The 25,943-nt window shown below is 70.4% G+C and carries 25 protein-coding genes and 2 pseudogenes; 25 read left to right on the top strand and 2 right to left on the bottom strand.

All coding sequences use genetic code 11. From position 1 onward, the window contains the following. The first annotated feature begins 128 nt into the window (after window positions 1–128). The 4 genes from RPQ07_RS10545 to ffh all read left to right on the top strand — a co-directional run bounded on the left by RPQ07_RS10545 (window position 129) and on the right by ffh (window position 5,962). Complete coding sequence (locus RPQ07_RS10545; RefSeq protein ID WP_313943850.1) at window positions 129–1,484, top strand: ammonium transporter; 1,356 nt, start codon at window positions 129–131, stop codon at window positions 1,482–1,484. Next, the gene (locus tag RPQ07_RS10540) at window positions 1,481–1,819 is read left to right on the top strand and encodes a P-II family nitrogen regulator (protein WP_313943849.1); all 339 of its coding nucleotides are present in this window, start codon (window positions 1,481–1,483) and stop codon (window positions 1,817–1,819) included. Before RPQ07_RS10545 ends, RPQ07_RS10540 begins: the two co-directional genes overlap by 4 nt. Window positions 1,820–1,838: 19 nt before the next feature. After that, window positions 1,839–4,307, top strand: a complete 2,469-nt coding sequence (locus RPQ07_RS10535) for a [protein-PII] uridylyltransferase (protein WP_313943848.1) — start codon at window positions 1,839–1,841, stop codon at window positions 4,305–4,307. Between the two features lie 104 nt (window positions 4,308–4,411). Further along, on the top strand, window positions 4,412–5,962 hold the full coding sequence (gene ffh, locus RPQ07_RS10530; protein WP_313943847.1) for a signal recognition particle protein: 1,551 nt from the start codon (window positions 4,412–4,414) through the stop codon (window positions 5,960–5,962). A 154-nt stretch (window positions 5,963–6,116) separates the two neighbouring features. Here the strand turns inward: ffh and RPQ07_RS10525 are convergent, their stop codons facing one another. Then, entirely contained in the window at window positions 6,117–6,959 is an 843-nt protein-coding gene (locus RPQ07_RS10525; RefSeq protein WP_313943846.1) for a methyltransferase domain-containing protein, read from the bottom strand. Window positions 6,960–7,177: 218 nt separating this feature from the next. Here RPQ07_RS10525 and proS point away from each other — a divergent pair, with 218 nt between their 5' ends. From proS to RPQ07_RS10435, 18 genes and pseudogenes are all read left to right on the top strand, one after another. Beyond that, complete coding sequence (gene proS, locus RPQ07_RS10520) at window positions 7,178–8,590, top strand: proline--tRNA ligase (RefSeq protein ID WP_313943845.1); 1,413 nt, start codon at window positions 7,178–7,180, stop codon at window positions 8,588–8,590. Window positions 8,591–8,830: 240 nt separating this feature from the next. After that, window positions 8,831–9,424, top strand: coding sequence for a hypothetical protein (locus tag RPQ07_RS10515; protein WP_313943844.1), 594 nt, complete (start codon window positions 8,831–8,833; stop codon window positions 9,422–9,424). A gap of 206 nt (window positions 9,425–9,630) precedes the next feature. After that, entirely contained in the window at window positions 9,631–10,077 is a 447-nt protein-coding gene (gene rpsP, locus RPQ07_RS10510; protein WP_313943843.1) for a 30S ribosomal protein S16, read from the top strand. A gap of 2 nt (window positions 10,078–10,079) precedes the next feature. Next, entirely contained in the window at window positions 10,080–10,319 is a 240-nt protein-coding gene (locus RPQ07_RS10505; RefSeq protein ID WP_313943842.1) for an RNA-binding protein, read from the top strand. 88 nt (window positions 10,320–10,407) lie between these two features. Then, complete coding sequence (gene rimM, locus RPQ07_RS10500; protein WP_313943841.1) at window positions 10,408–10,977, top strand: ribosome maturation factor RimM; 570 nt, start codon at window positions 10,408–10,410, stop codon at window positions 10,975–10,977. Continuing rightward, window positions 10,977–11,798: a tRNA (guanosine(37)-N1)-methyltransferase TrmD gene (gene trmD, locus RPQ07_RS10495; RefSeq protein ID WP_313943840.1), complete on the top strand. Its 822-nt coding sequence runs from the start codon at window positions 10,977–10,979 to the stop codon at window positions 11,796–11,798. Before rimM ends, trmD begins: the two co-directional genes overlap by 1 nt. Window positions 11,799–11,929: 131 nt before the next feature. Then, a complete protein-coding gene (gene rplS, locus RPQ07_RS10490; RefSeq protein ID WP_313943839.1) occupies window positions 11,930–12,280 on the top strand; it encodes a 50S ribosomal protein L19 in 351 nt (116 codons plus the stop codon). A 71-nt stretch (window positions 12,281–12,351) separates the two neighbouring features. Then, on the top strand, window positions 12,352–13,131 hold the full coding sequence (lepB, locus tag RPQ07_RS10485) for a signal peptidase I (protein ID WP_313943837.1): 780 nt from the start codon (window positions 12,352–12,354) through the stop codon (window positions 13,129–13,131). Continuing rightward, window positions 13,124–14,198 (top strand): annotated as a pseudogene (lepB, locus tag RPQ07_RS10480) (signal peptidase I); the annotation flags it as partial. The gene lepB (RPQ07_RS10485) and the pseudogene lepB (RPQ07_RS10480), both read left to right, overlap by 8 nt. After that, window positions 14,104–15,036, top strand: coding sequence for a signal peptidase I (lepB, locus tag RPQ07_RS10475; protein WP_313948852.1), 933 nt, complete (start codon window positions 14,104–14,106; stop codon window positions 15,034–15,036). The pseudogene lepB (RPQ07_RS10480) and the gene lepB (RPQ07_RS10475), both read left to right, overlap by 95 nt. Before the next feature lie 73 nt (window positions 15,037–15,109). Beyond that, window positions 15,110–15,871: a signal peptidase I gene (lepB, locus tag RPQ07_RS10470; protein ID WP_313943836.1), complete on the top strand. Its 762-nt coding sequence runs from the start codon at window positions 15,110–15,112 to the stop codon at window positions 15,869–15,871. 100 nt (window positions 15,872–15,971) lie between these two features. After that, window positions 15,972–16,469: an NUDIX hydrolase gene (locus RPQ07_RS10465; RefSeq protein ID WP_313948851.1), complete on the top strand. Its 498-nt coding sequence runs from the start codon at window positions 15,972–15,974 to the stop codon at window positions 16,467–16,469. Between the two features lie 54 nt (window positions 16,470–16,523). Next, window positions 16,524–16,832, top strand: a complete 309-nt coding sequence (locus RPQ07_RS10460) for a DUF2469 domain-containing protein (RefSeq protein WP_003993268.1) — start codon at window positions 16,524–16,526, stop codon at window positions 16,830–16,832. 84 nt (window positions 16,833–16,916) lie between these two features. Then, window positions 16,917–17,279, top strand: a complete 363-nt coding sequence (locus RPQ07_RS10455) for a YraN family protein (RefSeq protein ID WP_313943835.1) — start codon at window positions 16,917–16,919, stop codon at window positions 17,277–17,279. Continuing rightward, a complete protein-coding gene (locus RPQ07_RS10450; RefSeq protein WP_313943834.1) occupies window positions 17,279–18,895 on the top strand; it encodes a YifB family Mg chelatase-like AAA ATPase in 1,617 nt (538 codons plus the stop codon). Before RPQ07_RS10455 ends, RPQ07_RS10450 begins: the two co-directional genes overlap by 1 nt. After that, window positions 18,895–20,070 (top strand): DNA-processing protein DprA, encoded by a 1,176-nt coding sequence (dprA, locus tag RPQ07_RS10445; RefSeq protein ID WP_313943833.1) that lies wholly within the window; start codon window positions 18,895–18,897, stop codon window positions 20,068–20,070. Before RPQ07_RS10450 ends, dprA begins: the two co-directional genes overlap by 1 nt. A gap of 249 nt (window positions 20,071–20,319) precedes the next feature. After that, window positions 20,320–21,156, top strand: coding sequence for an RNA polymerase sigma factor WhiG (gene whiG / locus RPQ07_RS10440; protein ID WP_313943832.1), 837 nt, complete (start codon window positions 20,320–20,322; stop codon window positions 21,154–21,156). 70 nt (window positions 21,157–21,226) lie between these two features. Further along, entirely contained in the window at window positions 21,227–21,784 is a 558-nt protein-coding gene (locus RPQ07_RS10435; protein ID WP_313948850.1) for a TetR/AcrR family transcriptional regulator, read from the top strand. 603 nt (window positions 21,785–22,387) lie between these two features. Here RPQ07_RS10435 and RPQ07_RS10430 read toward each other — a convergent pair. Next, window positions 22,388–22,801: pseudogene (locus tag RPQ07_RS10430) on the bottom strand (peptidoglycan DD-metalloendopeptidase family protein); the annotation flags it as partial. A gap of 256 nt (window positions 22,802–23,057) precedes the next feature. On the opposite strand from RPQ07_RS10430, the gene rpsB reads away from it, so the two are divergent. From rpsB to pyrH, 3 genes are all read left to right on the top strand, one after another. After that, the gene (rpsB, locus tag RPQ07_RS10425) at window positions 23,058–23,981 is read left to right on the top strand and encodes a 30S ribosomal protein S2 (protein ID WP_313943831.1); all 924 of its coding nucleotides are present in this window, start codon (window positions 23,058–23,060) and stop codon (window positions 23,979–23,981) included. A gap of 108 nt (window positions 23,982–24,089) precedes the next feature. After that, complete coding sequence (gene tsf, locus RPQ07_RS10420; protein WP_313943830.1) at window positions 24,090–24,926, top strand: translation elongation factor Ts; 837 nt, start codon at window positions 24,090–24,092, stop codon at window positions 24,924–24,926. A 181-nt stretch (window positions 24,927–25,107) separates the two neighbouring features. Then, a complete protein-coding gene (pyrH, locus tag RPQ07_RS10415; RefSeq protein ID WP_313948849.1) occupies window positions 25,108–25,890 on the top strand; it encodes a UMP kinase in 783 nt (260 codons plus the stop codon). Window positions 25,891–25,943 lie beyond the last annotated feature (53 nt).

The raw sequence follows: 25,943 nt of genomic DNA, 5'->3' as shown, positions 1-25,943 counted from the left end.
AAACATCGTGCGGCATCGTCGGAAACCGCGCTGCGCCAACCTCATGGCGCATAACCGGCTCGCCCGCACCGCTCAGGCTCCGGAAGTTTCCCGGCACCCGCCGCCGCACCGACGACGAGGAGACGCCGATGCCTCCAGGCATCTCGACGCTTGCCGCAGACGCACCCACGCTGTCTGCCGCCAACACCGGCTTCATGCTCATCTGCTCCGCCCTCGTGATGCTGATGACGCCGGCCCTGGCCTTCTTCTACGGAGGCATGGTCCGCGTCAAGTCCACACTGAACATGCTCATGATGAGCTTCATCAGCCTGGGCATCGTGACCATCCTCTGGGTCCTGTACGGATTCAGCCTCGCCTTCGGCACCGACCACGGCTCCCTCATCGGCTGGTCGTCCGACTACGTGGGCCTGAGCGGCCTCGGCCTCACGGAGCTGTGGGACGGCTACACCATCCCGGTGTACGTCTTCGCCGTGTTCCAGCTGATGTTCGCCATCATCACCCCCGCGCTGATCAGCGGTGCGCTCGCGGACCGGGTGAAGTTCACCGCCTGGGCGCTGTTCATCACCCTGTGGGTCACCGTGGTCTACTTCCCGGTCGCCCACTGGGTCTGGGGCGCGGGCGGCTGGCTCTTCGAGATGGGTGTCATCGACTTCGCCGGCGGTACCGCCGTCCACATCAACGCGGGTGCCGCGGCCCTCGGCGTGATCCTCGTCATCGGCAAGCGGGTCGGCTTCAAGAAGGACCCGATGCGGCCGCACAGCCTCCCGCTGGTGATGCTGGGTGCCGGCCTCCTGTGGTTCGGCTGGTTCGGCTTCAACGCCGGCTCGTGGCTCGGCAACGACGACGGCGTGGGCGCCGTGATGTTCGTCAACACCCAGGTCGCCACCGCCGCCGCCATGCTCGCCTGGCTGGCGTACGAGAAGATCCGCCACGGCGCGTTCACCACCCTCGGTGCCGCCTCCGGTGCGGTCGCCGGTCTCGTCGCCATCACGCCGTCCGGCGGTGCCGTGAGCCCGCTCGGGGCCATCGCCGTGGGCGCCATCGCCGGTGTGCTGTGCGCCATGGCCGTGGGCCTGAAGTTCCGGTTCGGCTACGACGACTCCCTCGACGTCGTCGGCGTCCACCTCGTCGGCGGTGTCGTCGGATCCCTGCTGGTCGGCTTCTTCGCCACCGGAGGTGTGCAGTCGGACGCGAAGGGCCTGTTCTACGGCGGCGGACTCGACCAGCTCGGCAAGCAGGCCACCGGCGTCTTCGCCGTCCTGGCCTACTCTCTGGTGGCCTCGGCACTCCTCGCCTTCGTCATCGACAAGACGATGGGCATGCGGGTCGACGAGGACGTCGAGGTCTCCGGCATCGACCAGGACGAGCACGCGGAGACCGCCTACGACTTCAGCGGAGCGGGCGGCGGTGCCGGGTCCCGCAAGGCAGCCCCCGCGCCGAGTGACGCCGTTCCCGCAGCGCCGAACAAGAAGGTGGACGCATGAAGCTCATCACCGCAGTCGTGAAGCCACACCGGCTGGACGAGATCAAGGAGGCCCTCCAGGCCTTCGGCGTCCAGGGGCTCACGGTCACCGAGGCCAGCGGATACGGCCGCCAGCGCGGCCACACCGAGGTCTACCGGGGTGCGGAGTACACGGTCGACCTCGTACCGAAGATCCGCATCGAGGTGCTGGTCGAGGACGAGGAGGCCGAACAGCTCATCGATGTGGTGGTCAAGGCCGCCCGTACGGGCAAGATCGGTGACGGCAAGGTGTGGAGCGTTCCCGTCGAGACGGCGGTACGGGTGCGCACGGGCGAACGCGGCCCGGACGCGCTGTAGGACGAAAGGGAGCTGCCGGGTGACGAGCCTCGAAGTGACGACCGACGCGGAAGACTCGGGACCCAGCGGCTACGCGGCGGCCCGGCTGCACCTTCTCACCGAGAAGGAGCGGTCCGGGCCGCCGCGCCGTGCGGCCCTCGCCGGCCTCACGGACCGGTGGCTGGCCGCGCTGTTCGGCACCGCCTGCCAGGAGGCCGGGGTGCGCGGCGCGGCGCTCGTGGCCGTCGGCGGTTACGGGCGGGGTGAGCTCTCCCCGCGCAGCGACCTCGACCTGCTGCTGCTCCACGACGGCTCCGCGGGCTCCGGCGCGATCGCCACGCTCGCGGACCGTATCTGGTACCCGGTGTGGGACCTCGGGCTCGCACTCGACCACTCCGTACGCACCCCGGGCGAGGCCCGCAAGACGGCGGGCGAGGACCTGAAGGTCCAGCTCGGGCTGCTGGACGCCCGCCCGGTCGCCGGTGATCTGGGGCTGGTCTCCGCGCTGCGCACCACCGTGCTCGCCGACTGGCGCAATCAAGCCACCAAGCGGCTGCCCGAGCTGGACGAGCTGTGCCGGGAACGGGCAGAGCGCCAGGGCGAGCTGCAGTTCCTGCTGGAGCCCGACCTCAAGGAGGCACGCGGCGGGCTGCGGGACGCCACCGCACTGCGGGCCGTCGCCGCTTCCTGGCTCGCCGACGCGCCGCGCGAGGGCCTCGCCGAGGCGCGCCGGACCCTGCTCGACGCCCGGGACGCCCTGCACCTGGTCACCGGACGGGCCACCGACCGCCTCGCCCTCCAGGAGCAGGACCAGGTCGCCGCGGAGCTCGGCCTGCTGGACGCCGACACGCTGCTGCGCCAGGTGTACGAGGCGGCCCGGACCGTCTCGTACGCCACCGATGTCACCTGGCGCGAGGTGAACCGCGTCCTCAAGGCGCGGTCCGTACGTCCGCGGCTGAGGGCCATGCTCGGCGCGGGCCGCCGGCCGGAGCCCGAGCGCACCCCGCTGGCCGAAGGCGTCGTCGAGTTCGACGGCGAGGTGGTGCTCGCCCGCACCGTGAAGCCCGAACGCGATCCCGTGCTGCCGTTGCGGGCCGCCGCGGCCGCCGCCCAGAACGGGCTGCCGCTCTCCCTGCACGCCGTCCGGCGGCTCGCGGCCGCCACCCGCCCGCTGCCCGTGCCGTGGCCCGCCGAGGCCCGCGAGGAGCTCGTCACCCTGCTCGGCGCCGGTGAGTCCACCGTCGCCGTCTGGGAGGCGCTGGAGGCCGAAGGACTGATCACCCGGCTGCTGCCCGACTGGGAGCGGGTGCGCTGCCGGCCGCAGCGCAACGCCGTGCACACCTGGACCGTCGACCGGCACCTCGTCGAGGCGGCCGTCAAGGCCTCCGCGCTGACCCGCCGTGTCCACCGCCCCGACCTGCTGCTGGTCGCGGCCCTGCTGCACGACATCGGCAAGGGCTGGCCCGGCGACCACTCCGTGGCGGGCGAGACCATCGCCAAGGACGTCGCCACCCGCATCGGCTTCGACCGCGCCGACGTCGCCGTCATCGCCACACTCGTCCGTCACCATCTGCTGCTCATCGAGACCGCCACCCGGCGCGATCTGGACGACCCGGCGACCGTGGCCTCCGTCGCGGCCGTCGTGAAGTCCCCGGGCACCCTCGAGCTGCTGCACGCCCTGACCGAGGCGGACGCGCTGGCCACCGGGCCGGCCGCCTGGTCGACCTGGCGCGGCTCGCTCGTGACCGACCTGGTCAAGCGGGTCGCCGGCGTCCTCGCGGGGGAGGCCCCCGAGGAGCCGGAGCCCACGGCACCCAGCGCGGAGCAGGAGCGGCTCGCCGTCGAGGCGCTGCGCACCGGCGGCCCGGTGCTCTCGCTGCACGCACAGGCGGACCAGCCCCAGGGGGAGCGGGAGGAGGACGGTGAGGATGAGCCCGAGCCGGTCGGTGTGGAGCTGCTGATCGCCCTGCCGGACCAGCCGCGTGTGCTGCCCGCCGCGGCCGGAGTCCTCGCGCTGCACCGGCTCACGGTCCGTGCCGCCGATCTCAGCGCCGTCGAGCTGCCGGGCGAGATGGGGCCGGGGTCCGTCCTCGTCCTGAACTGGCGGGTCGCCGCCGCCTTCGGTTCGCTGCCGCAGGCCGCCCGGCTGCGGGCCGACCTCGTCCGGGCCCTGGACGGCTCGCTGGACATCGCGTCCCGGCTCGCCGAACGCGAGGCCGCCTATCCGCGCCGCCGCGGGGTCCAGGCCCCGCCGCCCCGGGTCACCGTCGCCTCCGCGGCCTCCCGGCACGCCACCGTGATCGAGGTCCGCGCCCAGGACGCCCCCGGGCTGCTGCACCGCATCGGTCACGCCCTGGAAACGGCCGGCGTGCGGGTGCGCAGCGCCCATGTCTCGACTCTCGGCGCCAACGCGGTCGACACGGTCTACGTCACGGCCGCGGACGGGTCGATGCTCTCCGACACCCGCGCGGCCGACGTGGCACGAGAGGTGGAGCAGGCGCTGCGCTGACCGGTGTCCGGAAAGCTCCTGACGGGCCTGGTAACGCAATTTGTGCGGCCGGATACCCTGGGGGGCGACTGACTCAGCCCCCGACCCGAGGATCTGCGACCACCGTGTTCGATACCCTTTCCGATCGTCTCAGTGCGACGTTCAAGACACTCCGCGGTCGGGGCCGCCTGTCCGAGGCGGACATCGACTCCGCAGCACGCGAGATCCGTATCGCGCTGCTCGAAGCGGACGTCGCCCTTCCCGTGGTCCGTGCGTTCATCGCGAACGTCAAGCAGCGGGCCATGGGCGCCGAGGTCTCGAAGGCGCTGAACCCCAGTCAGCAGGTCATCAAGATCGTCAACGAGGAGCTCATCGGCATCCTCGGCGGCGAGACCCGCCGGCTCCGCTTCGCCAAGCAGCCCCCGACCGTGATCATGCTCGCGGGCCTCCAGGGTGCCGGTAAGACCACCCTCGCCGGAAAGCTCGGCCTCTGGCTCAAGGGGCAGGGCCACTCCCCGCTGCTCGTCGCCTGTGACCTCCAGCGGCCCAACGCCGTGAACCAGCTCGCCGTGGTCGCCGAGCGCGCGGGCGTCGCGGTCTACGCGCCGGAGCCCGGCAACGGCGTCGGTGACCCGGTCAAGGTCGCCAAGGACTCCATCGAGCACGCCAAGGCCAAGCAGTACGACGTGGTCGTCGTCGACACCGCCGGCCGTCTGGGCATCGACCAGGAGCTGATGCAGCAGGCCGCGGACATCCGCGACGCCGTCAGCCCCGACGAGGTCCTCTTCGTCGTCGACGCCATGATCGGTCAGGACGCGGTCAACACCGCCGAGGCCTTCCGTGACGGCGTCGGCTTCGACGGCGTGGTGCTCTCCAAGCTCGACGGTGACGCCCGCGGTGGTGCGGCGCTCTCCATCGCGCACGTCACCGGCCGCCAGATCATGTTCGCCTCCAACGGCGAGAAGCTGGACGAGTTCGACGCGTTCCACCCGGACCGCATGGCGTCCCGCATCCTCGGCATGGGCGATGTGCTCAGCCTGATCGAGAAGGCCGAGCAGACCTTCAGCCAGGAAGAGGCCGCCAAAATGGCCTCCAAGCTGGCGAGCAGCAAGGGCAAGGACTTCACGCTCGACGACTTCCTGGCCCAGATGGAGCAGGTCCGCAAGATGGGCTCCATCTCCAAGCTGCTCGGGATGCTGCCCGGCATGGGGCAGATGAAGGACCAGATCAACAACATCGACGAGCGCGAGGTGGACCGCACCGCCGCGATCATCAAGTCGATGACCCCGGCCGAGCGCCAGGACCCGACGATCATCAACGGCTCGCGCCGTGCCCGTGTCGCCAAGGGCTCCGGTGTCGAGGTCAGTGCCGTGAAGAACCTGGTGGAGCGGTTCTTCGAGGCCCGCAAGATGATGTCGCGCATGGCCCAGGGCGGCGGGATGCCGGGCATGCCCGGGATGCCGGGCACCGGTGGTGGCCCCGGCCGTCAGAAGAAGCAGATCAAGCAGGCCAAGGGCAAGCGCAAGAGCGGCAACCCGATGAAGCGCAAGGCCGAGGAGGAGGCCGCCGCCGCCCGCCGCGAGCAGGCCGCCGCGCAGGGCGGTGCCTTCGGTCTCCCGGGCGGCCAGGACCAGGACTTCGAACTGCCGGACGAGTTCAAGAAGTTCATGGGCTGACGGCTCACACACACGACGCGAGGGGCCCACGGCCGGCAGGCCGTGGGCCCCTCGCGTGCTTCTCGCGCCGTACCCGCGTGAGGCCGTACCGCGTGGGCCCGCTCACGACCCTCGCGGGCGCGAACGACCGTCCCTCCCGTCGGAAGGGAAGCCCTCAGGGGGTCCGGGTTATCAGGTAGCGGAAGACATTCGGCATCCACACCGTCCCGTCACCGCGGACGTACGGATGCAGCGCCTCCGCCATCTCCTTGCGGACCTGCGCCAGGTCGGTGGCGCGCACCGCCGCCGAGTAGAGCCCGGTCGACAGCAGTCCCCGCACCGCACTGTCCAGGTCCGCGTACCCGAAGGGGCACGCCACCCGGCCCGAGCCGTCCGGTTTCAGTCCCGCCTTCGAGGCCACGTCCTCCAGGTCGTCCCGCCGCGCCGGCCGCCAGCCGCTGCCGCGCATCCGCTCGGCCACCCGCAGCACGCCCGCCGTGGCGCAGCGCTCCGGCGGTCCCCAGCCGGTGAGCACCACCGCGCTGCCGCGCTCGCCGAGCTCCACGGCTTCCTCCAGCGCCGGTCCGAGCCCTTCGGTGTCACCGGCGGCACAGCCGATCGGCTGGAACGCCGTGATCATGTTGTACGGGGACCCGGCCGCGCCGGCCGCGTCCCGCACCTCGCCGTCCACCAGGCCGACGTCCGGCGCGCCCGCGCGCGGCGTCGAGGCGTCGGACGGTGTCATCCGTTCCTTCGCCAGAGCGAGCCGCTCCCGGTCCGTGTCGACGCCCGTCACGCTCGCTCCGCGCGAGGCGGCGATCAGCAGGGCGAGACCGGAGCCGCAGCCGAGGCCGAGCAGCCGGGTCCGTGAACCGACCTCCAGTCGTGAGTACACCGCTTCGTACAGCGGCACCAGCATCCGTTCCTGGATTTCGGCCCAGTCCCGGGCCCGTGCGCACGCCTCGGCGGGCGTCGGTGACGCCGTACGGGGTCGGTGTCGGACGAGCGTTGGTGTCATGGAAAGCGCCCCAATCCGCCGTGTGTGGCCGAGTACTGGACTGCCCCCGTGTTTCCGTGCGCCGTGCGTTCCCCCGTATGCCAGAGAACTCCCCATGCGTCCCCGCGTCCAGGGGGCGTGGGGGGAATGCTTGGGGTTCCCGGAGCTTCCCGTACGCATGTGCGCCCCGGCTCCGGTCGATTCACGGGTCGGCCCCGTGTCGCCGTACGATGCGCGCCATGGCAAAGGCACCCGTTCTCACGCCCCAGGCTGAAGACTTCCCTCGCTGGTACCAGGACCTGATCAACAAGGCCGAGTTGGCGGACAACGGCCCGGTGCGCGGCACCATGGTCATCCGGCCGTACGGCTACGGCCTGTGGGAGCGGATGCAGCAGGAGATGGATGCCCGCATCAAGGACGCGGGTGCCCAGAACGCCTACTTCCCGCTCTTCATCCCCCAGTCTTACCTGACTCGCGAGGCTGAGCACGTCGAGGGCTTCGCGCCCGAGCTCGCCGTGGTCACGCACGGTGGCGGCAAGGAGCTCGAGGAGCCCGTCGTCGTCCGCCCCACCTCCGAGACGATCATCAACGACTACTTCTCGAAGTGGGTGCAGAGCTACCGGGACCTGCCCCTGCTGATCAACCAGTGGGCGAACGTGGTCCGTTGGGAGATGCGCCCGCGCGTCTTCCTGCGGACGACGGAATTCCTCTGGCAGGAGGGCCACACGGCCCATGCCACCTACGAGGAGGCCCGGGACTACGCCGCGCACATCCACCGGAACGTGTACGCGGCATTCATGGTCGACGTCCTCGGTATCGACGTCGTCCTCGGCCGCAAGACCGCGCGCGAGCGCTTCGCCGGAGCCGTCAACACCCTGACGCTGGAAGGGATGATGGGCGACGGCAAGGCGCTTCAGATGGGTACGAGCCACGAGCTCGGCACCAACTTCGCCAAGGCCTTCAACACCCAGTACCTGTCCAAGGACGGCAAGCAGGAGCTCGTCTGGCAGACCTCCTGGGGCAGCTCCACCCGGATGGTCGGCGGACTGATCATGTCCCACGGTGACGACAACGGACTGCGCGTCCCGCCGCGCCTCGCGGCCGTCCAGGTCGTCGTCATGGCCATCAAGGGCGACGAGGCCGTCGCCAAGGTGCGCGAGATCGGCGACCGGCTGAAGGCCGCCGGTCTGCGCGTCCACGTCGACGACCGTACGGACACGCCGTTCGGCCGCCGAGCGGTCGACTGGGAGCTCAAGGGCGTCCCGGTACGCGTCGAGATCGGCCCGCGGGACCTGGAGGCCGGCACCGCGATGCTCGCCCGCCGGATTCCGGGAGGCAAGGAGCCGGTGCGCATCGACGACCTCGCCGGACTGCTGCCCGCGCTGCTGGAGGAGGACCAGGCCCAGCTGCTGCGCGAATCCCGCGAACGGCGCGAGTCCCGTACCGCCGATGTGACCGGGATCGCCGAGGCCGCCGAGGCCGCCACCGCCGGCGGCTGGGCCAGGATCCCCTGGGCGGCGCTGGGCCAGGAGGGTGAGGCGAAGCTCGCCGAGCAGTCGGTGTCGGTGCGCTGTCTGGTCGCCGAGGACGGGTCGGTGCCCGACGCCGACGACGCGCCGGGTAATGTCGCGATCGTCGCGCGGGCCTACTGAGGCAGCGCGGCCCGCGCCACGCGGCCCGGCTCCGGGCCGCCGCCCCCGGCGCGCAGCGCTCGTCCACGCGCTGGGGCGTACGAGCCGCTACGTACCACCTTGTTGCGAGCTGCGAGGCTTCTCCGCAGATCAGCGCACCCGCCCTCGTCAGGACGCATCAATGGCAACTGACTGGTACGTGCAAATTATTTGGGATGCCCCGTAATGGAACCCGCGAGACGTTCGGCTCGTTATCACGACGTGAGCACGACACCACCTGTTCTCGCCGCAGAGCTGGCACAGGCGTGGGCCGACATTCAGCGGCACCACCCCGAACTGCCGGATCTTGCCGCGCCCGAGTCCCTGATCGGAGAGTCCTCGTCCGCCTGCGGCGCCGAGCTCTCCTTCGAGCGACTGCTTCACGAAGCAGTCCACGGCATCGCCGCCGCACGAGGTGTCCGCGACACCTCACGCGCCGGCCGCTACCACAACCGTCGATTCCTGGCGATCGCCGAGGAGATGGGTCTCGACCATGTGGAGGAGCCGCACCCCAGCAGCGGATTCTCCCTGGTTGCGCTCAGCCCCGAGGCGAAGCGCCGCTACCGTCCCACGATGGAGAGACTGCAGCGCGCCCTCAAGGCGCACACGGTCGCCACAGCCTCCGACACCAAGCGCTCCTTCCGCGGACCTGCCGCCCGGCACGGATCCTCGGGCGGCGGTGTGCGGGTGAAGGCCGTCTGCGACTGCGGTCGCAACGTCCGGGTGGTGCCGTCCGTCCTGGCCCAGGCCCCGATCGTCTGCGGTGGCTGCGGCAAGCCCTTCCGTATCCCCGAAGTGGTCGCCGCGGCGAGCTGACCCCCGGCACCGGCCGCCGACGGGGGCGGTGCAGGTCCGGGGGGAAGAGCGCCGTCGGCGTGTGGCACAATGGCTAGCTGTACTCGACAGTCGCACAGGACCCCTCTCTCCTCCGGCTGACGCGTCCATCGGGCACCCCGAGTACCGCAACCCCACGTGGCATCCCGTTGTGCCCAACCACGTCAAGACCAGGAGACACCACTTCCGTGGCAGTCAAGATCAAGCTGAAGCGTCTGGGCAAGATCCGTTCGCCTCACTACCGCATTGTCGTCGCCGACTCCCGTACCCGCCGTGACGGCCGGGCCATCGAGGAGATCGGTCTGTACCACCCGGTGCAGAACCCCTCGCGTATCGAGGTCGACTCCGAGCGCGCGCAGTACTGGCTGTCCGTCGGCGCCCAGCCGACCGAGCCGGTCATGGCGATCCTGAAGCTCACCGGCGACTGGCAGAAGCACAAGGGCCTGCCGGCCCCGGCGCCGCTGAAGGTCGCTGAGCCGAAGGCCGACAAGCGCGCCGCGTTCGACGAGTTCGCCAAGAGCATCGAGGGCGGCGAGTCCAAGGGTGAGGCCATCACCCCGAAGGCGAAGAAGTCCGACAAGAAGGCGGACGAGGCGGCTGAGGCTGCCGAGGCCGCCGAGTCGACCGAGGCCTGAGCATGCTCGAGGAGGCTCTCGAGCACCTCGTGAAGGGCATCGTCGACAACCCGGACGATGTGCAGGTCGCCTCGCGCGACCTGCGCCGTGGACGTGTGCTCGAGGTCCGGGTCCATCCCGACGACCTCGGTAAGGTGATCGGCCGCAACGGCCGCACCGCGCGCGCTCTGCGTACCGTCGTGGGCGCAATCGGCGGCCGTGGTATCCGCGTCGACCTCGTCGACGTGGACCAGGTCAGCTGACCAGAGGAACACCGGCACGGGCCGGGGAGGGCTTTCGAGCCGTCCCCGGCCCGTCGTCGTACGGGTCGTACGAAAGAGAGAGTGCAACGTGCAGTTGGTAGTCGCCCGGATCGGCCGTGCCCACGGCATCAAGGGCGAGGTCACCGTCGAGGTGCGCACCGACGAGCCGGAGCTGCGGCTCGGGCCCGGCGCCGTCCTCGCCACCGAGCCCGCCACGGTCGGGCCGCTGACGATCGAGACCGGCCGGGTGCACAGCGGCCGGCTGCTGCTGCGCTTCGAGGGCGTACGCGACCGCACCGCCGCCGAGGCCCTGCGCAACACGCTGCTGATCGCCGACGTGGACCCGGAGCAGATGCCCGAGGAGCCCGACGAGTACTACGACCACCAGCTGATGGACCTCGACGTCGTCCTCGCCGACGGCACCGAGATCGGCCGGATCACCGAGATCAGCCATCTGCCCTCGCAGGACCTGTTCATCGTGGAGAGGCCGGACGGCAGCGAGGTGATGATCCCGTTCGTCGAGGAGATCGTCACCGGCATCGACCTGGAGGAGCAGCGGGCCGTCATCGACCCGCCGCCCGGCCTCATCGACGACAGCGAGGCCGAGATCGCGTCGTCGCGCGATGCCGGGACGCGTGCTGCCGAGGACGAGAACTGATGCGGCTCGACGTCGTCACGATCTTTCCCGAGTACCTGGAACCGCTGAACGTCTCGCTCGTCGGCAAGGCACGCGCCCGCGGACGGCTCGACGTCCAGGTGCACGATCTGCGGGAATGGACGTACGACCGGCACAACACGGTCGACGACACCCCCTACGGCGGCGGCCCCGGCATGGTCATGAAGACCGAGCCGTGGGGCGACGCCCTGGACGAGGTGCTGGCGAGCGGCTACGAGGCGGGCGCCCACAGCCCCGCGCTCGTCGTGCCCACCCCCAGCGGCCGGCCCTTCACCCAGGAACTCGCCGTGGAGCTGTCCGGGAACCCCTGGCTGATCTTCACGCCCGCCCGCTACGAGGGCATCGACCGCCGGGTGGTCGACGAGTACGCGACCCGGATGCCGGTCCACGAGGTCTCCATCGGCGACTACGTCCTGGCCGGCGGCGAGGCTGCCGTCCTGGTGATCACCGAGGCGGTGGCGAGGCTGCTGCCCGGCGTCCTCGGTAACGCGGAGTCGCACCGCGACGACTCGTTCGCACCCGGCGCGATGGCGAACCTCCTCGAAGGGCCCGTCTACACCAAGCCGCCCGAGTGGCGTGGCCGCGCCATTCCGGATGTGCTGGTCAGCGGGCACCACGGGAAGATCGCGCGCTGGCGCAGGGACGAGGCGTTCCGGCGTACGGCACTCAACAGGCCGGACCTGATCGAGCGTTGCGACCCGGCCGGCTTCGACAAGAAGGACCGGGAGACGCTGTCCATCCTGGGCTGGGCCCCGGAGCCCGGCGGCCGATTTTGGCGCAGGCCCCCGGCCGTGGAACAATAGGCCGCTGCTGTGCGTCCGGCCGGCGCCCCTGCCACAGGGGGACCGACGCCCGCTCGACGAGGACAGCGACCTCATCTCATTCTCGACCGTTCCGTCGATGACCTGTGGCATCGGCGAGGAAGCAGATCACCATGGCCCACCTGCTCGACAACGTCAACGCGGCTTCCCTGCGCAGCGACCTTCCCGCCTTCCGTCCCGGTGACACCGTCAACGTCCACGTGCGCGTCATCGAGGGCAACCGCTCGCGTATCCAGCAGTTCAAGGGCGTTGTCATCCGCCGCCAGGGTTCGGGCGTCAGCGAGACCTTCACGGTCCGCAAGGTCTCCTTCTCCGTCGGCGTCGAGCGCACCTTCCCGGTGCACAGCCCGATCTTCGAGAAGATCGAGCTCGTCACCCGCGGTGACGTGCGTCGCGCGAAGCTGTACTACCTCCGTGAGCTGCGCGGCAAGGCCGCGAAGATCAAGGAGAAGCGCGACAACTGAGCGTCGTGGGACTGAGCTTCGGCTCACACGACGCCCGTGTCCACAGAAGGGCCGGATAGGCTTCGCCCTCGATGGACACCGAAGCGAAGAACACAGAGCGCGACCGCTCTTCCACCCCCGAAGCCGGGGTAGAGGGAGAGGGGTCGCGCTCCGTGCGTTCCTCCGGGCTCTCCGGGATGTCGTGGAGGAGAGCCGCGCTGCTGGGCGTGGCCTGCACGTTCGTGGTCCTGATGTTCAGCCGTTTCGTGGTGCAGCCCTTCCAGATCCCCAGCAGTTCCATGGAGCCGGCCCTCCAGGCCGGGGACCGGGTGCTGGTGAACAAGCTGGCGTACCGTTTCGACTCGGAGCCGCAGCGCGGGGACATGGTCGTCTTCGACGGCACGGGCTCCTTCGTCCGGGAAGGCCTGGCGGAGAATCCGGTCAGCGCCGCGGCACGGGGTGCGCTCGCGGCACTGGGTCTCGCCGAGCCGGCCGAGACCGACTTCGTGAAGCGCGTGGTGGGTGTGGGCGGCGACCGTGTGGTCTGTTGCGACAAGGGGGGCAGGGTCGAGGTGAACGGCGTACCGCTGGACGAGAGATATCTCCATCCCGACGACGTTCCGTCCGAGGTGCCCTTCGACATCGTCGTTCCCGACGGCACTCTGTGGGTCATGGGGGACCACCGGAGCAATTCGCGCGACTCCCGCGATCATCTCGGTGAGCCGGGCGGCGGCATGGTGCCCGTCGACCAGGTCATCGGGCGCGCGGACTGGATCGGCTGGCCGCTGGGCCGCTGGACCTCCCTGGAGCGCCCGGACACGTTCTCGCGCGTACCGGAAGCGGGACGAATGCCGGGCGGCGCCCATGGGTAACCGTGGGCGTCGCGCCAGCCACCGATCCGACACCCGGCTGCCGACCGGGACCCGGCCGACCAACGGCTCCCGGTCCCTGCCGGGCCGGGCCGAGCGGCGCCGGCTCGCGCAGAAGGTGAAACGCAAGCGCCGTCGTTCCGCCGTCAAGGAGATACCCCTCCTCATCACCGTGGCGCTGATGATCGCGCTGGTGCTGAAGACGTTCCTGGTGCAGGCGTTCGTGATCCCGTCGGGCTCGATGGAGCAGACGATCCGCATCCAGGACCGTGTGCTGGTGGACAAGCTCACGCCGTGGTTCGGCTCCAAGCCCGAACGTGGTGACGTCGTCGTCTTCAAGGACCCCGGCGGCTGGCTCCAGGACGAGCAGAACCCGTCGACGACCGAGGATCCGATCGTCGTCAAGCAGGTCAAACAGGGTCTGACCTTCATCGGGCTGCTGCCGTCGGACGACGAGCAGGACCTGATCAAGCGAGTGGTCGCGGTCGGCGGGGACACTGTCAAGTGCTGCGACAAGGACGGTCGCGTCACGGTCAACGGGACCCCGCTCATCGAGCCCTATCTGAACCCCGGAAACGTTCCTTCGACGCTGAAGTTCGAGGTCGCCGTACCCAAGGGCCGGATCTTCGTGATGGGTGACCATCGCGCCAACTCGGCCGACTCGCGCTTCCACCTCGACGAGAAGGACCGGGGCACGGTCTCCGAGGACGAGGTCGTCGGGCGCGCGGTCGTGATCGCCTGGCCCATCGGTCACTGGCGCAAACTGGAAGAGCCGGAGACATACGCATCGGTCCCGAACGCGCGTGCCGGAGCGACCGGGGCGCTCGGAGCTTCGAATAGTGTGTCCCCTCAGGATCGGAACGGATTGATCCTGCTCCCGAGCCCTGCGGAACTCCCGCTCGTTATGGGAGTGGTGGGCCTGCTTCTCCTTCGGGGCAGGCGGTACGCACGGAGACAGGAGTGGATGTGGGGGATGTGGCGGTCGGCGCACGATCCGGACACGGACAGCCGGAGGACAGGCCGGGCGGGCACGCCGAGCCACCCGCGGAAATGACGGGCGGGAGGGCGGGCGATCCGCCGCGCGGCGACGACCACGGCGCGGACGGCGGATCGGCGGACGGCAGTGGTACGGGACAGAAGAAGCAGCGATCCTTCTGGAAGGAACTGCCGCTCCTGATCGGTATCGCGCTGCTTCTCGCGCTGCTCATCAAGACGTTCCTCGTACAGGCCTTCTCGATCCCGTCGGACTCGATGCAGGACACCCTGCAGCGCGGCGACCGGGTGCTCGTGGACAAGCTCACGCCGTGGTTCGGCTCGGAACCGGAGCGCGGTGAGGTCGTGGTCTTCCACGACCCGGGCGGCTGGCTCGACGGCGAGCCCACCCCGGCCCCGAACGTTGCGCAGAAGTTCCTCAGCTTCATCGGTCTGATGCCCTCGTCCGAGGAGAAGGACCTGATCAAGCGGACGATCGCGGTCGCGGGCGACACGGTGGAGTGCAAGAAGGGCGGCCCGGTCAAGGTCAACGGGAAGGCGCTCGACGAGCCGTACATCTTCCCCGGGGACACCCCCTGCGACGACCAGCCGTTCGGGCCGTTCAAGGTGCCGAAGGACCGGATCTGGGTGATGGGCGACCACCGCCAGAACTCCCGGGACTCCCGGTACCACATGGAGGACGTGAACGGCGGGTTCGTGCCGGTCGACAAGGTCGTCGGACGCGCTGTCGTGGTCGCGTGGCCGCTCAACCGCTGGGCGACGCTGCCGGTACCGTCCACCTTCGACCAGCCCGGCATCAACACCGCCGCGGCGGCCGTCTCGTCGAGCGCGCCGCTGGCGATGGGCGCGGTGGGCGCCCTGCCGATCGTGCTCTGGCGCCGGCGGAGGCTGACCGGAGGGCGTACCGCCGGGTAGGGTGCCGTCCCAGATCGCACGAACCCCGGGCAGCGCATCCCGGGGGCGAGTCTCCGAGGTGGGGAGCGCTGGGATGGGAACAGGACGTACGGATGACGGCCGCGGTCGGCTCGGCAGTGCTCTGTCGGGCGTGGCCGTGGCCGTCGGCTGTGTGCTCTTCCTCGGAGGGTTCATCTGGGGTGCCGTGGTCTATCAGCCGTACACCGTGCCCACCGACTCCATGACGCCGACCGTGCGGGTCGGGGAGCGGGTGCTGGCGGAGCGGATAGACGGCGACGAGGTGCGCCGCGGGGACATCGTCGTGTTCCGCGACTCCCAGTGGGGAGACATGCCGATGGTCAAGCGGGTCGTCGGCATCGGCGGGGACAAGGTCGCGTGCTGTGGTGACGGCGGAAAGCTGACCGTCAACGGCACGGCGATTGACGAACCGTATCTGCAGAAGAAGGGCCCGGCCTCGGGGAAGACCTTCAGTGCGACGGTCCCGCAGGGCCAGCTGTTCCTGCTCGGGGACGAGCGCATGGGGTCGCTGGACTCCCGTGTGCACCTCGAGGACCCCGGGCAGGGGTCGGTGCCCCGTTCGGCGGTGGAGGCCCGGCTGGACGCCGTGGCCTGGCCCTTGGACGGCGGGCTGCTGGAGCGGCCAGAGGGGTTCGAGGCACTGCCGGGAGGGATCTCCCGGATCGGGCCGGTGCAACTGATCGTCGGTGTGATCGTGACCGGCGCGCTGCTGATCTTCGGCGGGGCGGCGTACGGGCCGCTGGCCAAGCGGCTGTCCGGCAGGAAGCGCGGCGCGTCCGGGGGCGGGGGCAGGAAGGCGACGGCCGGTGTCGGGTGACGATCTCGGACGGGTTCCCGGACCGGTCTCGGAGGGTTCCGGGGGCGGCGGGGATCTTGGGAGCGGCGAGACTTTCTCGGGTGCCGCCGGTGGCGAGGGTCTGCCGGGCTCCGGGGGCGAGCTGCGGAGGGTCGCACGGGTCGTCCTGCTGGACCCCGAGGACCGGATTCTGCTGATGCACGGCTTCGAGCCCGACGATCCGGCCCACACCTGGTGGTTCACACCCGGGGGCGGGCTGGAGGGCGACGAGACCCGTGAGGAGGCGGCCCGGCGGGAGCTGGTGGAGGAGACCGGGATCACGGAGGTGGAACTGGGGCCCGTTCTGTGGCGCCGGACCTGCTCGTTCCCCTTCGCCGGACGCCGCTGGGACCAGGACGAGTGGTACTTCCTCGCGCGTACGGAGCAGACGGCGACCGATACGCGCGGTCTCACGGAGCTGGAGCGACGCAGTGTCACGGGTCTGAGGTGGTGGACCTCCGCCGAACTGTCGGCGGCGCGTGAGACGGTGTATCCGACCAGGCTCGCCGAGCTGCTGCGCACGCTGCTCGACGAGGGTCCTCCGAGTACACCGGTGGTCCTGGCCCCAGAAGTGGTCTAGGGGTCCCAGGGCTGTCGCACAATAGGGGGACGCACGGCTGAAGGGGAACATGCCATGAGCGCCGAGGACCTCGAGAAGTACGAGACCGAGATGGAGCTGAAGCTCTACCGGGAGTACCGAGACGTCGTCGGGCTGTTCAAGTACGTGATCGAGACCGAGCGTCGTTTCTACCTCACCAACGACTACGAAATGCAGGTCCACTCGGTGCAGGGCGAGGTCTTCTTCGAGGTCTCGATGGCCGACGCCTGGGTCTGGGACATGTACCGACCGGCCAGATTCGTCAAGCAGGTACGGGTACTCACGTTCAAGGACGTGAATATCGAGGAGCTCAACAAGAGCGATCTCGAACTTCCGAGTGGCTGAGTTTTCCACAAGGGGCGAGTTGTCCACCAAGATCCACACGTGAGGATCTGAAGCGTCACAGTCGGTGCCGGAGGTGGTGCCGAGATGAACGCTACGGGGGCACTGGGACGGTACGGCGAGGAGTTGGCGGCGCGGCTGCTGACCGAGGCCGGCATGACGCTTCTCGCGAGGAACTGGCGCTGCGGGCGGACGGGCGAGATCGACATCGTCGCCAGGGACGGCGACCTGCTGGTCGTCTGTGAGGTCAAGACCCGCCGAGCGGGTCCCTTCGAGCATCCGATGGCAGCGGTCACGCCCACGAAGGCGGACCGCCTCAGACGGCTGGCCGAATGCTGGCTGGAGCGGCACGGCGGCCCGCCGCCGGGCGGGGTGCGCATCGACCTGGTGGGCGTGACGCTGCCCCGCCGCGGTGCGCCCGTCGTGGAGCATGCGCGGGGGGTGGCCTGATGGGGTTCGCGCGAGCGTGTTCGGTGGCGCTGGTCGGCGTCGAAGGCGTGGTGGTGGAGGTCCAGGCGGACCTGGAGCCGGGCGTCGCCGCGTTCACCCTGGTCGGACTGCCGGACAAGAGCCTGGTGGAGAGCCGCGACCGGGTCAGGGCCGCGGTGGTGAACTCGGGCGGCGAGTGGCCGCAGAAGAAGCTCACGGTGGGTCTCAGCCCGGCATCCGTGCCCAAGGGCGGCAGCGGTTTCGACCTCGCCGTGGCGATGGCCGTCCTCGGCGCGTCGGAGCGGGTCGACCCGAAGGCCATCGCCGATCTGGTGCTGATCGGGGAGCTGGGGCTGGACGGCCGGGTGCGGCCCGTGCGAGGCGTGCTCCCCGCCGTCCTCGCCGCCGCCGAAGCGGGATACCGGCAGGTGGTCGTACCGGAGCAGACCGCGGGGGAGGCCCGGCTGGTCCCCGGAGTCTCGGTTCTCGGGGTCAGAAGTCTGCGGCAGCTGATCGCGGTGCTGAGCGACGAGCCGGTCCCGGAGGAGGAACCGGTGCCCGAGGGCAGTCCGGATCCGATACTGGCCGGGCTGATGGTGCCCGGGGCCGGCGTCGGCACGGGTCTCGCGCCGGAGGCCGTGGACGGGCCCGACCTCGCCGATGTCGCGGGCCAGTGGGCGGCGCGGACGGCGCTGGAGGTCGCGGCGGCGGGCGGCCACCATCTGATGCTGTACGGCCCGCCCGGTGCGGGGAAGACGATGCTGGCGGAGCGGCTTCCCGGCGTACTGCCGCCGCTGACGCGACAGGAGTCCCTCGAAGTCACGGCGGTGCACTCGGTGGCCGGCATCCTGCCGCCCGGCGAACCGCTGGTGCGCAGAGCGCCCTACTGCGCACCCCACCACTCGGCGACCATGCAGTCGCTCGTCGGCGGCGGGAACGGGCTGCCGAGGCCGGGGGCCGTGTCGCTGGCACACCGGGGCGTGCTGTTCCTGGACGAGACGCCCGAGTTCTCCGGCAAGGCACTGGACGCCCTGCGTCAGCCGCTCGAGTCGGGCCATGTCGTGGTGGCGCGCGCCGCGGGCGTGGTCCGGCTGCCGGCGCGCTTTCTGATGGTCCTCGCGGCCAATCCGTGCCCCTGCGGGCGGCACACCTTGCAGGGCATTGGCTGCGAGTGCCCGCCGTCGGCGGTCCGCCGCTATCAGGCACGTCTGTCCGGACCTCTGCTCGACCGCGTGGATCTGCGGGTCGAGGTGGAACCGGTCAACCGCAGCGACCTGCTCGGTCCGGGCGGACGGGGCGAGCCGACAGCGGTGGTCGCGGAGCGGGTGCTCGCGGCGAGACAGCGTGCCGCAGCCCGGCTGCGGGACACCCCCTGGAACGTCAACAGTGAGGTGCCGGGGCACGAACTGCGGACCCGCTGGGTCGTCGCCCCCGGCGCCCTGCACGCCGCCGAGCGCGACATGGAGCGCGGACTGCTCACAGCGCGTGGGCTGGACCGGGTTCTGCGGGTGGCCTGGACGATCGCGGACCTCGCAGGGCACGACAGGCCACAGCCCCAGGACGTCGATCTGGCCCTGGAGCTGCGCACCGGAGTCTCACGCGGTGCGCCGATGCCGACCGGTGGAGGAGGGCTGTGATGCGGGACGGCGGCTCGTCGGTGGGGGACGACGAGCGCATCGCACGGGCCGCCCTCACCCGGGTGATCGAGCCGGGGGACGAACGCGGTGGACGGTGGCTGGCCGAGATGGGCCCCCTCGAACTCATGGCCCGTCTCACCGCACCCGGGCCCGACGATGTACCGCTGCCGGGCGCGTCACCGCGCCGGGTAGCGAGCTACCGCATACGGGCGGCGGCGGTCGATCCGCTGCGCGATCTGGAGGCCGTGGCCTCGTTCGGCGGCCGGTTCATCTGTCCGGGGGAGGGGGAGTGGCCGACCCAGCTGGACGACCTCGGCGATGCCAGACCCGTGGGGCTGTGGGTCCGTGGGCGCCCTGACCTGCGGAAATGGGCTCTGCGGTCGGTCGCGGTGGTCGGCGCTCGGGCCTGCACGCCGTACGGGGCGCACATGGCCGCCGGCCTCGCCTCGGGGCTGGCCGAGCGGGGCTGGGTCGTGGTGTCGGGCGCTGCCTTCGGGGTCGACGGCTCGGCTCATCGCGGCGCACTGGCGGCAGGCGGTGCCACGGTTGCCGTGCTGGCCTGCGGCGTGAACGTCGCCTACCCGCGGGGCCACACCGAGTTGCTGGGACGGATCGCCGAACAAGGTCTGGTCGTCGGGGAGTTGCCGCCGAGCGACCATCCGACGCCGAGCAGGTTCATCCTCCGGAACCGGGTGATCGCCGCCCTGACCCGGGGCACGGTCGTGGTCGAGGCCGAGTACCGCAGCGGATCGCTGGCCACGGCCCGCAGCGCCCAGAGACTGGGCCGCCACACCATGGGGGTGCCCGGACCGGCGACCAGCGGCCTCTCGGGCGGTGTGCACGAACTGCTGCGTGGCGAGGCAGTGCTGGTCACCGACGCCGACGAAGTGGCCGAGCTGGTCGGAGAGATCGGAGAGCTGGCGCCCGAGCGGCGCGGCCCGGTGCTGCCGCGCGATGCGCTGGATCCCCTCAGCGCACGGGTCCTTGACGTTCTGCCGGCGAGTGGCGCGGTCGACGGCGGGCGGATCGCCCACGACGCCGGAGTCACCCCGGACGAGGCGCTCGGCAGGCTGTACGAACTGCAGGCCCTGGGGTTTGTCGAACGGCACGGAGAGGGATGGCAGTTGACGCACACCGCCGGCCGGCGGTCGAACGCGCGGCGAGGCGGTCCTTGACCTGGAGCATTCGGGTGAAATGGTGTGAGCGATGACCTCCGCAGGCCTGTTGTTGACACCGGAAGGACCGGCGCGTGCCGTGCTCGCGCCGGTTCGAAGGTGTGGCCGATGGCTGATACCTCGCACAGGTTCCATCCCCCTGCCTTCGCCCACCGCGACCGCGCAGTCACGCTACGCTCACCATTTCCGCCCCGACGCTCGTCCCCCTTCACTCCCCTCCCCCCACAGCAGAACGGCTCAAGGCAACGCATGCCCCAGCACACCTCCGGGTCTGACCGCGCGGCAGTGCCCCCCGCTGCCCGTGGCACCGTGCGGCCCCCCGCTCCCTCCTCCCTCGAGGAGCTGTGGCGGTCGTACAAGGACACAGGGGACGAGCGGCTGCGGGAGCAGTTGATCCTGCACTACTCACCGCTGGTGAAGTACGTCGCGGGCCGGGTGAGCGTCGGGCTCCCGTCCAATGTCGAGCAGGCGGACTTCGTGTCCTCGGGGGTCTTCGGACTCATCGACGCCATCGAGAAGTTCGACATCGAGCGGTCCATCAAATTCGAGACGTACGCGATCACCCGCATCCGCGGCGCGATGATCGACGAGCTGCGGGCCCTGGACTGGATCCCGCGCTCGGTGCGGCAGAAGGCCCGCGCCGTGGAGCGCGCCTACGCCACGCTCGAAGCGCAGTTGAGACGTACCCCGTCCGAGGGTGAGGTCGCCTCCGAGATGGGGATCGGCGTGGACGAACTGCACGCCGTTTTCAGCCAGTTGTCGCTGGCGAACGTGGTCGCCCTGGAGGAGTTGCTGCACGCCGGGGGCGAGGGCGGCGACCGGCTCAGCCTGATGGACACCCTGGAGGACACGGCCGCGGACAACCCGGTCGCGGTGGCCGAGGACCGCGAACTGCGCCGGCTGCTCGCCCGGGCCATCAACACCCTTCCCGATCGTGAGAAGACCGTCGTCACCCTCTACTACTACGAGGGGCTGACCCTTGCCGAGATCGGCAACGTTCTCGGAGTGACCGAGAGCCGGGTCAGTCAGATCCACACGAAATCGGTCCTCCAGCTGCGGGCGAAGCTCGCCGACGTGGGACGTTGACGCCGATTCTTGCCTGCCTCCGGTGAGACATCCGTAGAGTGGGCGCGTGCCAAGGATTCGAGCGGCCTCCGTGGCCGAGCACCGGACGATGCAGCGCGACGCCCTGCTGGATGCCGCGCGTTCCCTGTTGTCCGAGGGCGGGACGGAGGCGCTGACCTTCCCCGCTCTCGCCGAGCGCACGGGCCTTGCCCGGTCCTCCGTGTACGAGTACTTCCGTTCGCGAGCGGCGGTCGTCGAGGAGCTCTGCGCGGTGGACTTCCCCGTGTGGGCGGCGGAGGTCGAGAGCGCGATGCAGCGCGCGGACTCGGCGGAGGACAAGGTCGAGGCGTATGTGCGCCGGCAGCTGGCCCTCGTGGGGGACCGGCGGCACCGGGCCGTGGTCGCGATCTCCGCGAGCGAGCTGGACGCGGGTGCGCGGGAGAAGATCCGTGCCGCGCACGGCGGCCTGATCGCGATGATCGTCGAGGCTCTCGGCGAGCTGGGTCATGAGCAGCCCCGGCTCGCGGCCATGCTCTTGCAGGGCGTGGTGGACGCGGCGGTCCGGCGGATCGAACTGGGCGCGGCGGAGGATCCTGCGTCGGTCGCGGACGCGGCGGTGTCCATGGCGCTCCGGGGTGTGCGCGGCTGAGCCCGGCTTTCTCCTGCTGCTCCTGTGGGTCCTCCTTGTCGCCACTGCTGAACATCGACCGACCTGGTCGACCGGGCCGTTCGGGTTGAGCGGGCCGTTCGGGCCGTTCGGCGCCGCCGGGCACCTGGCGCTCGCACGCCCCACTTGTTCTGAGCGCCATCGCGGTCCAGCCGCGGCCGCGCCTCCCGCGCCCCCGTGCTTCCCGCGCTGACGCGGCCCGGAGCCGTCTCCGTCGTGCCGCTGAGTGCCGCCGTATCGCCGAAGGTCGCGGCGCCCCGCGCTCACGGCGGACAGATCTTGCCGCCCGGGCCCGCCGAAACCGCGCCCCCAACCCCTCAGCCCTCCGTGCACCAGCGCCGCCGTCACCAGCAGCGCCGCCGCGTGGAGCGCCCCCGCCGAGCCCATCGCACTCGCCGCCACCGGCTCAGCCGCCTGTTCCGCGGCAGCCGCCGCCGCCGCTCCCGTGTCCGGCTGAGGCACTCCCAGGACCGGAAGCAGCCGAGACGGGCCGCGCCGCAGCAGCCACGGAGGCAGCAGCGAGAGCGGGTCCAGATACTGAGTGCCCCGCAGCAGACCCCAGTGCAGACAGCCGACCGCGCAGTGCGAACGGCCGGTCTCGATGTGCCCCACCACCTCGCCGGCACGCACCTCCGTGCCCACCGTCGCCGTCGCCGCCACGGGCTCGTAGGTCGTGCGCAGCGGCGGATCCCCCGTACCGGTGAGACTGATGGTGAGCACTCCCCGTCCCGCCACCTTGCCCGCGAAGGAGACCCGTCCCGACGCGGCGGCCCGCACGGGTGCCCCGGGCGAGGCCGCGAGGTCGATGCCGCGGTGCCCCCGTCCGTACGCCGAGGCCGGTGGCTCCCAGCCCCGTACGATCTGTGGCCGTGGTGGCCCCAGCGGCCAGCTTCCGGTGTCACCCGCGGGCAAGGGGCCGGCGGACGCCCGGTCGGCCGATGCCGTCGCGACGACCAGCAGGAACAGGGCGAGCAAGGGCCCGAAGAGTCTGCGGTTCATGGCACAGACCGTCCCGTACGAGGCCGGAACCGAGTGGATCATGCTCCGGATCTGTGGAGTACCGGTCGGTTGTGGACAGCGCCGTCACCCGGCACCGTCCGGGTCCCGTACACTTCTTCTGGCGATCCGGGTCACCGGGTCGACTTCGCACGCCCCGCCATTCACCCTCTGAAGGTCGATGGCCGCGCTCCTCGGTCCCTTGTGGCATGGCGCGTCGGGGCGTCAGGACAAACCGAGAATCCAAGGAGATACGGCCATGGCCGTCGTCACGATGCGGGAGCTGCTGGAAAGCGGCGTCCACTTCGGTCACCAGACCCGTCGTTGGAACCCGAAGATGAAGCGATTCATCTTCACGGAGCGCAACGGCATCTACATCATCGACCTGCTCCAGTCGCTGTCGTACATCGACCGCGCCTACGAGTTCGTCAAGGAGACCGTCGCCCACGGCGGCTCCATCATGTTCGTCGGCACCAAGAAGCAGGCCCAGGAGGCCATCGCCGAGCAGGCGACGCGCGTTGGCATGCCGTACGTCAACCAGCGTTGGCTCGGCGGCATGCTGACCAACTTCTCCACGGTCTACAAGCGCCTGCAGCGCCTCAAGGAGCTCGAGCAGATCGACTTCGAGGATGTGGCCGCGTCCGGCCTCACCAAGAAGGAGCTCCTGGTCCTCTCGCGCGAGAAGGCCAAGCTGGAGAAGACCCTCGGCGGCATCCGCGAGATGCAGAAGGTGCCGAGCGCTGTCTGGATCGTCGACACCAAGAAGGAGCACATCGCCGTCGGTGAGGCGCGCAAGCTCCACATCCCGGTCGTCGCGATCCTCGACACCAACTGCGACCCCGACGAGGTCGACTACAAGATCCCGGGCAACGACGACGCGATCCGCTCCGTCACCCTGCTCACCCGCGTGATCGCCGACGCCGTCGCCGAGGGCCTCATCGCCCGTTCCGGCGTCGCCACCGGCGACTCCAAGCCGGGCGAGAAGGCCGCCGGCGAGCCCCTCGCCGAGTGGGAGCGCGACCTCCTCGAGGGCGAGAAGAAGGCCGACGAGGCTGAGAAGCCCGCCGAGGCTCCGGCTGCCGAGGCCGACAAGCCGGCCGAGGCCGCGGCCGACGAGGCGGAGAAGCCCGCCGAGGCCCCCGCCGCCGAGGCCGAGAAGCCGGCTGACGCCGAGCAGGCCTGAACCGCACAGCTTCGGTAGGTGAACGGCGGGGGACGGTGCCACAAGCGCCGGCCCCCGCCGCTCACCCGTAGATCTTCGACTTTCGACTTTCGAGAGAGATTCAAGGACATGGCGAACTACACCGCCGCTGACGTCAAGAAGCTCCGCGAGCTCACCGGCGCCGGCATGATGGACTGCAAGAAGGCCCTCGACGAGGCCGAAGGCAGCGTCGACAAGGCCGTCGAGCTCCTTCGCGTCAAGGGCCAGAAGGGCGTCGCCAAGCGCGAGGGCCGCAACGCCGAGAACGGCGCCGTCGTCTCCCTCATCTCCGAGGACAAGACCTCCGGTGTCCTGCTCGAGCTGAAGTGCGAGACGGACTTCGTCGCCAAGGGTGACAAGTTCCAGGCCGTCGCCAACTCGCTCGCCGCGCACGTCGCCGCCACCTCCCCGGCCGACCTCGACGCGCTGCTCGCCTCCGAGATCGAGGCCGGCAAGACCGTCCAGGCGTACGTCGACGAGGCCAACGCCAACCTGGGCGAGAAGATCGTCCTGGACCGCTTCGCGCAGTTCTCCGGTGCGTACGTCGGTGTCTACATGCACCGCACGATGCCCGACCTCCCGCCGCAGGTCGGCGTGCTGGTCGAGCTCGACAAGGAGAACGCCCAGATCGCCAAGGACGTCGCGCAGCACATCGCCGCCTTCGCGCCGACGTACCTCAACCGTGACGAGGTCCCGGCCGACATCGTCGAGAACGAGCGTCGCGTCGCCGAGGCCACCTCGCGTGAGGAGGGCAAGCCCGAGGCCGCCCTCCCGAAGATCGTCGAGGGTCGCGTCAACGGTTTCTTCAAGGAGGTCACCCTCCTCGACCAGCCGTTCGCGAAGGACAACAAGAAGTCCGTCCAGAAGGTTCTGGACGAGGCCGGTGTCACGCTGAAGCGCTTCGCGCGCATCCGCGTCGGCGCCTGAGCAAGTACGCGATCGCCACGGGAGCCCGATAGGGTTTCCTACGCAGTCATCGGCCGCGCGTGCCTGACGGCACCACTGCGTTGCAGCGCCGGACGACCGCAGATCTGACGAGGAGGCCATTGCCGACAGGGAAACAGACCCACCGGCAATGGCCTTCTCGTATGTGCACGAGGAGATCTCCATGAACAAGGGCGCGGACGCCAACCAGGCAACCGGCGACAAGAGCGACCACGACGACAAGAAGGCCGGGCGCTTCATGCTGAAGCTGTCCGGTGAGGCGTTCTCCGGCGGTGGGGGTCTCGGCGTCGACCCCGACGTCGTGCACGCCATCGCCCGCGAGATCGCCGCCGTGGTACGTGACGGCGCCGAGATCGCGGTCGTCATCGGCGGCGGAAACTTCTTCCGCGGCGCAGAACTGCAGGTCCGCGGCATGGACCGGGCCCGCTCCGACTACATGGGCATGCTCGGCACGGTCATGAACTGCCTCGCACTCCAGGACTTCCTGGAGAAGGAGGGCATCGACTCCCGTGTCCAGACAGCCATCACCATGGGCCAGGTCGCGGAGCCGTACATCCCGCTGCGCGCCGTGCGCCACCTGGAGAAGGGGCGCGTCGTGATCTTCGGCGCCGGTATGGGCATGCCGTACTTCTCCACCGACACCACCGCCGCGCAGCGAGCCCTGGAGATCGACGCCGAGGCCCTGCTGATGGGCAAGAACGGTGTCGACGGTGTCTACGACTCCGACCCCAAGACCAACCCGGACGCGGTGAAGTTCGACGCGCTGGAGTACGGCGAGGTGATCACCCGCAACCTCAAGGTCGCGGACGCCACCGCGGTCACCCTCTGCCGCGACAACGCCCTTCCGATCCTCGTCTTCGAACTCCTCACCGAAGGCAATATCGCGCGGGCCGTCAAGGGTGAGAAGATCGGGACTCTCGTGAGCGACCAGGGCACCCGGGGCTGACCCGGGGGCGTCCTTCCAGGGATAGACAAAGCCCTGCCGGTCGGACACCGTGC

Origin of the sequence: Streptomyces sp. AM8-1-1 (genome assembly GCF_032229325.1) — a bacterium.
Classification (GTDB): domain Bacteria; phylum Actinomycetota; class Actinomycetes; order Streptomycetales; family Streptomycetaceae; genus Streptomyces; species Streptomyces achmelvichensis.
The sequence above is the reverse complement of the archived record's forward strand: the minus strand, read 5'-3'. Positions and strand labels throughout refer to the sequence as shown.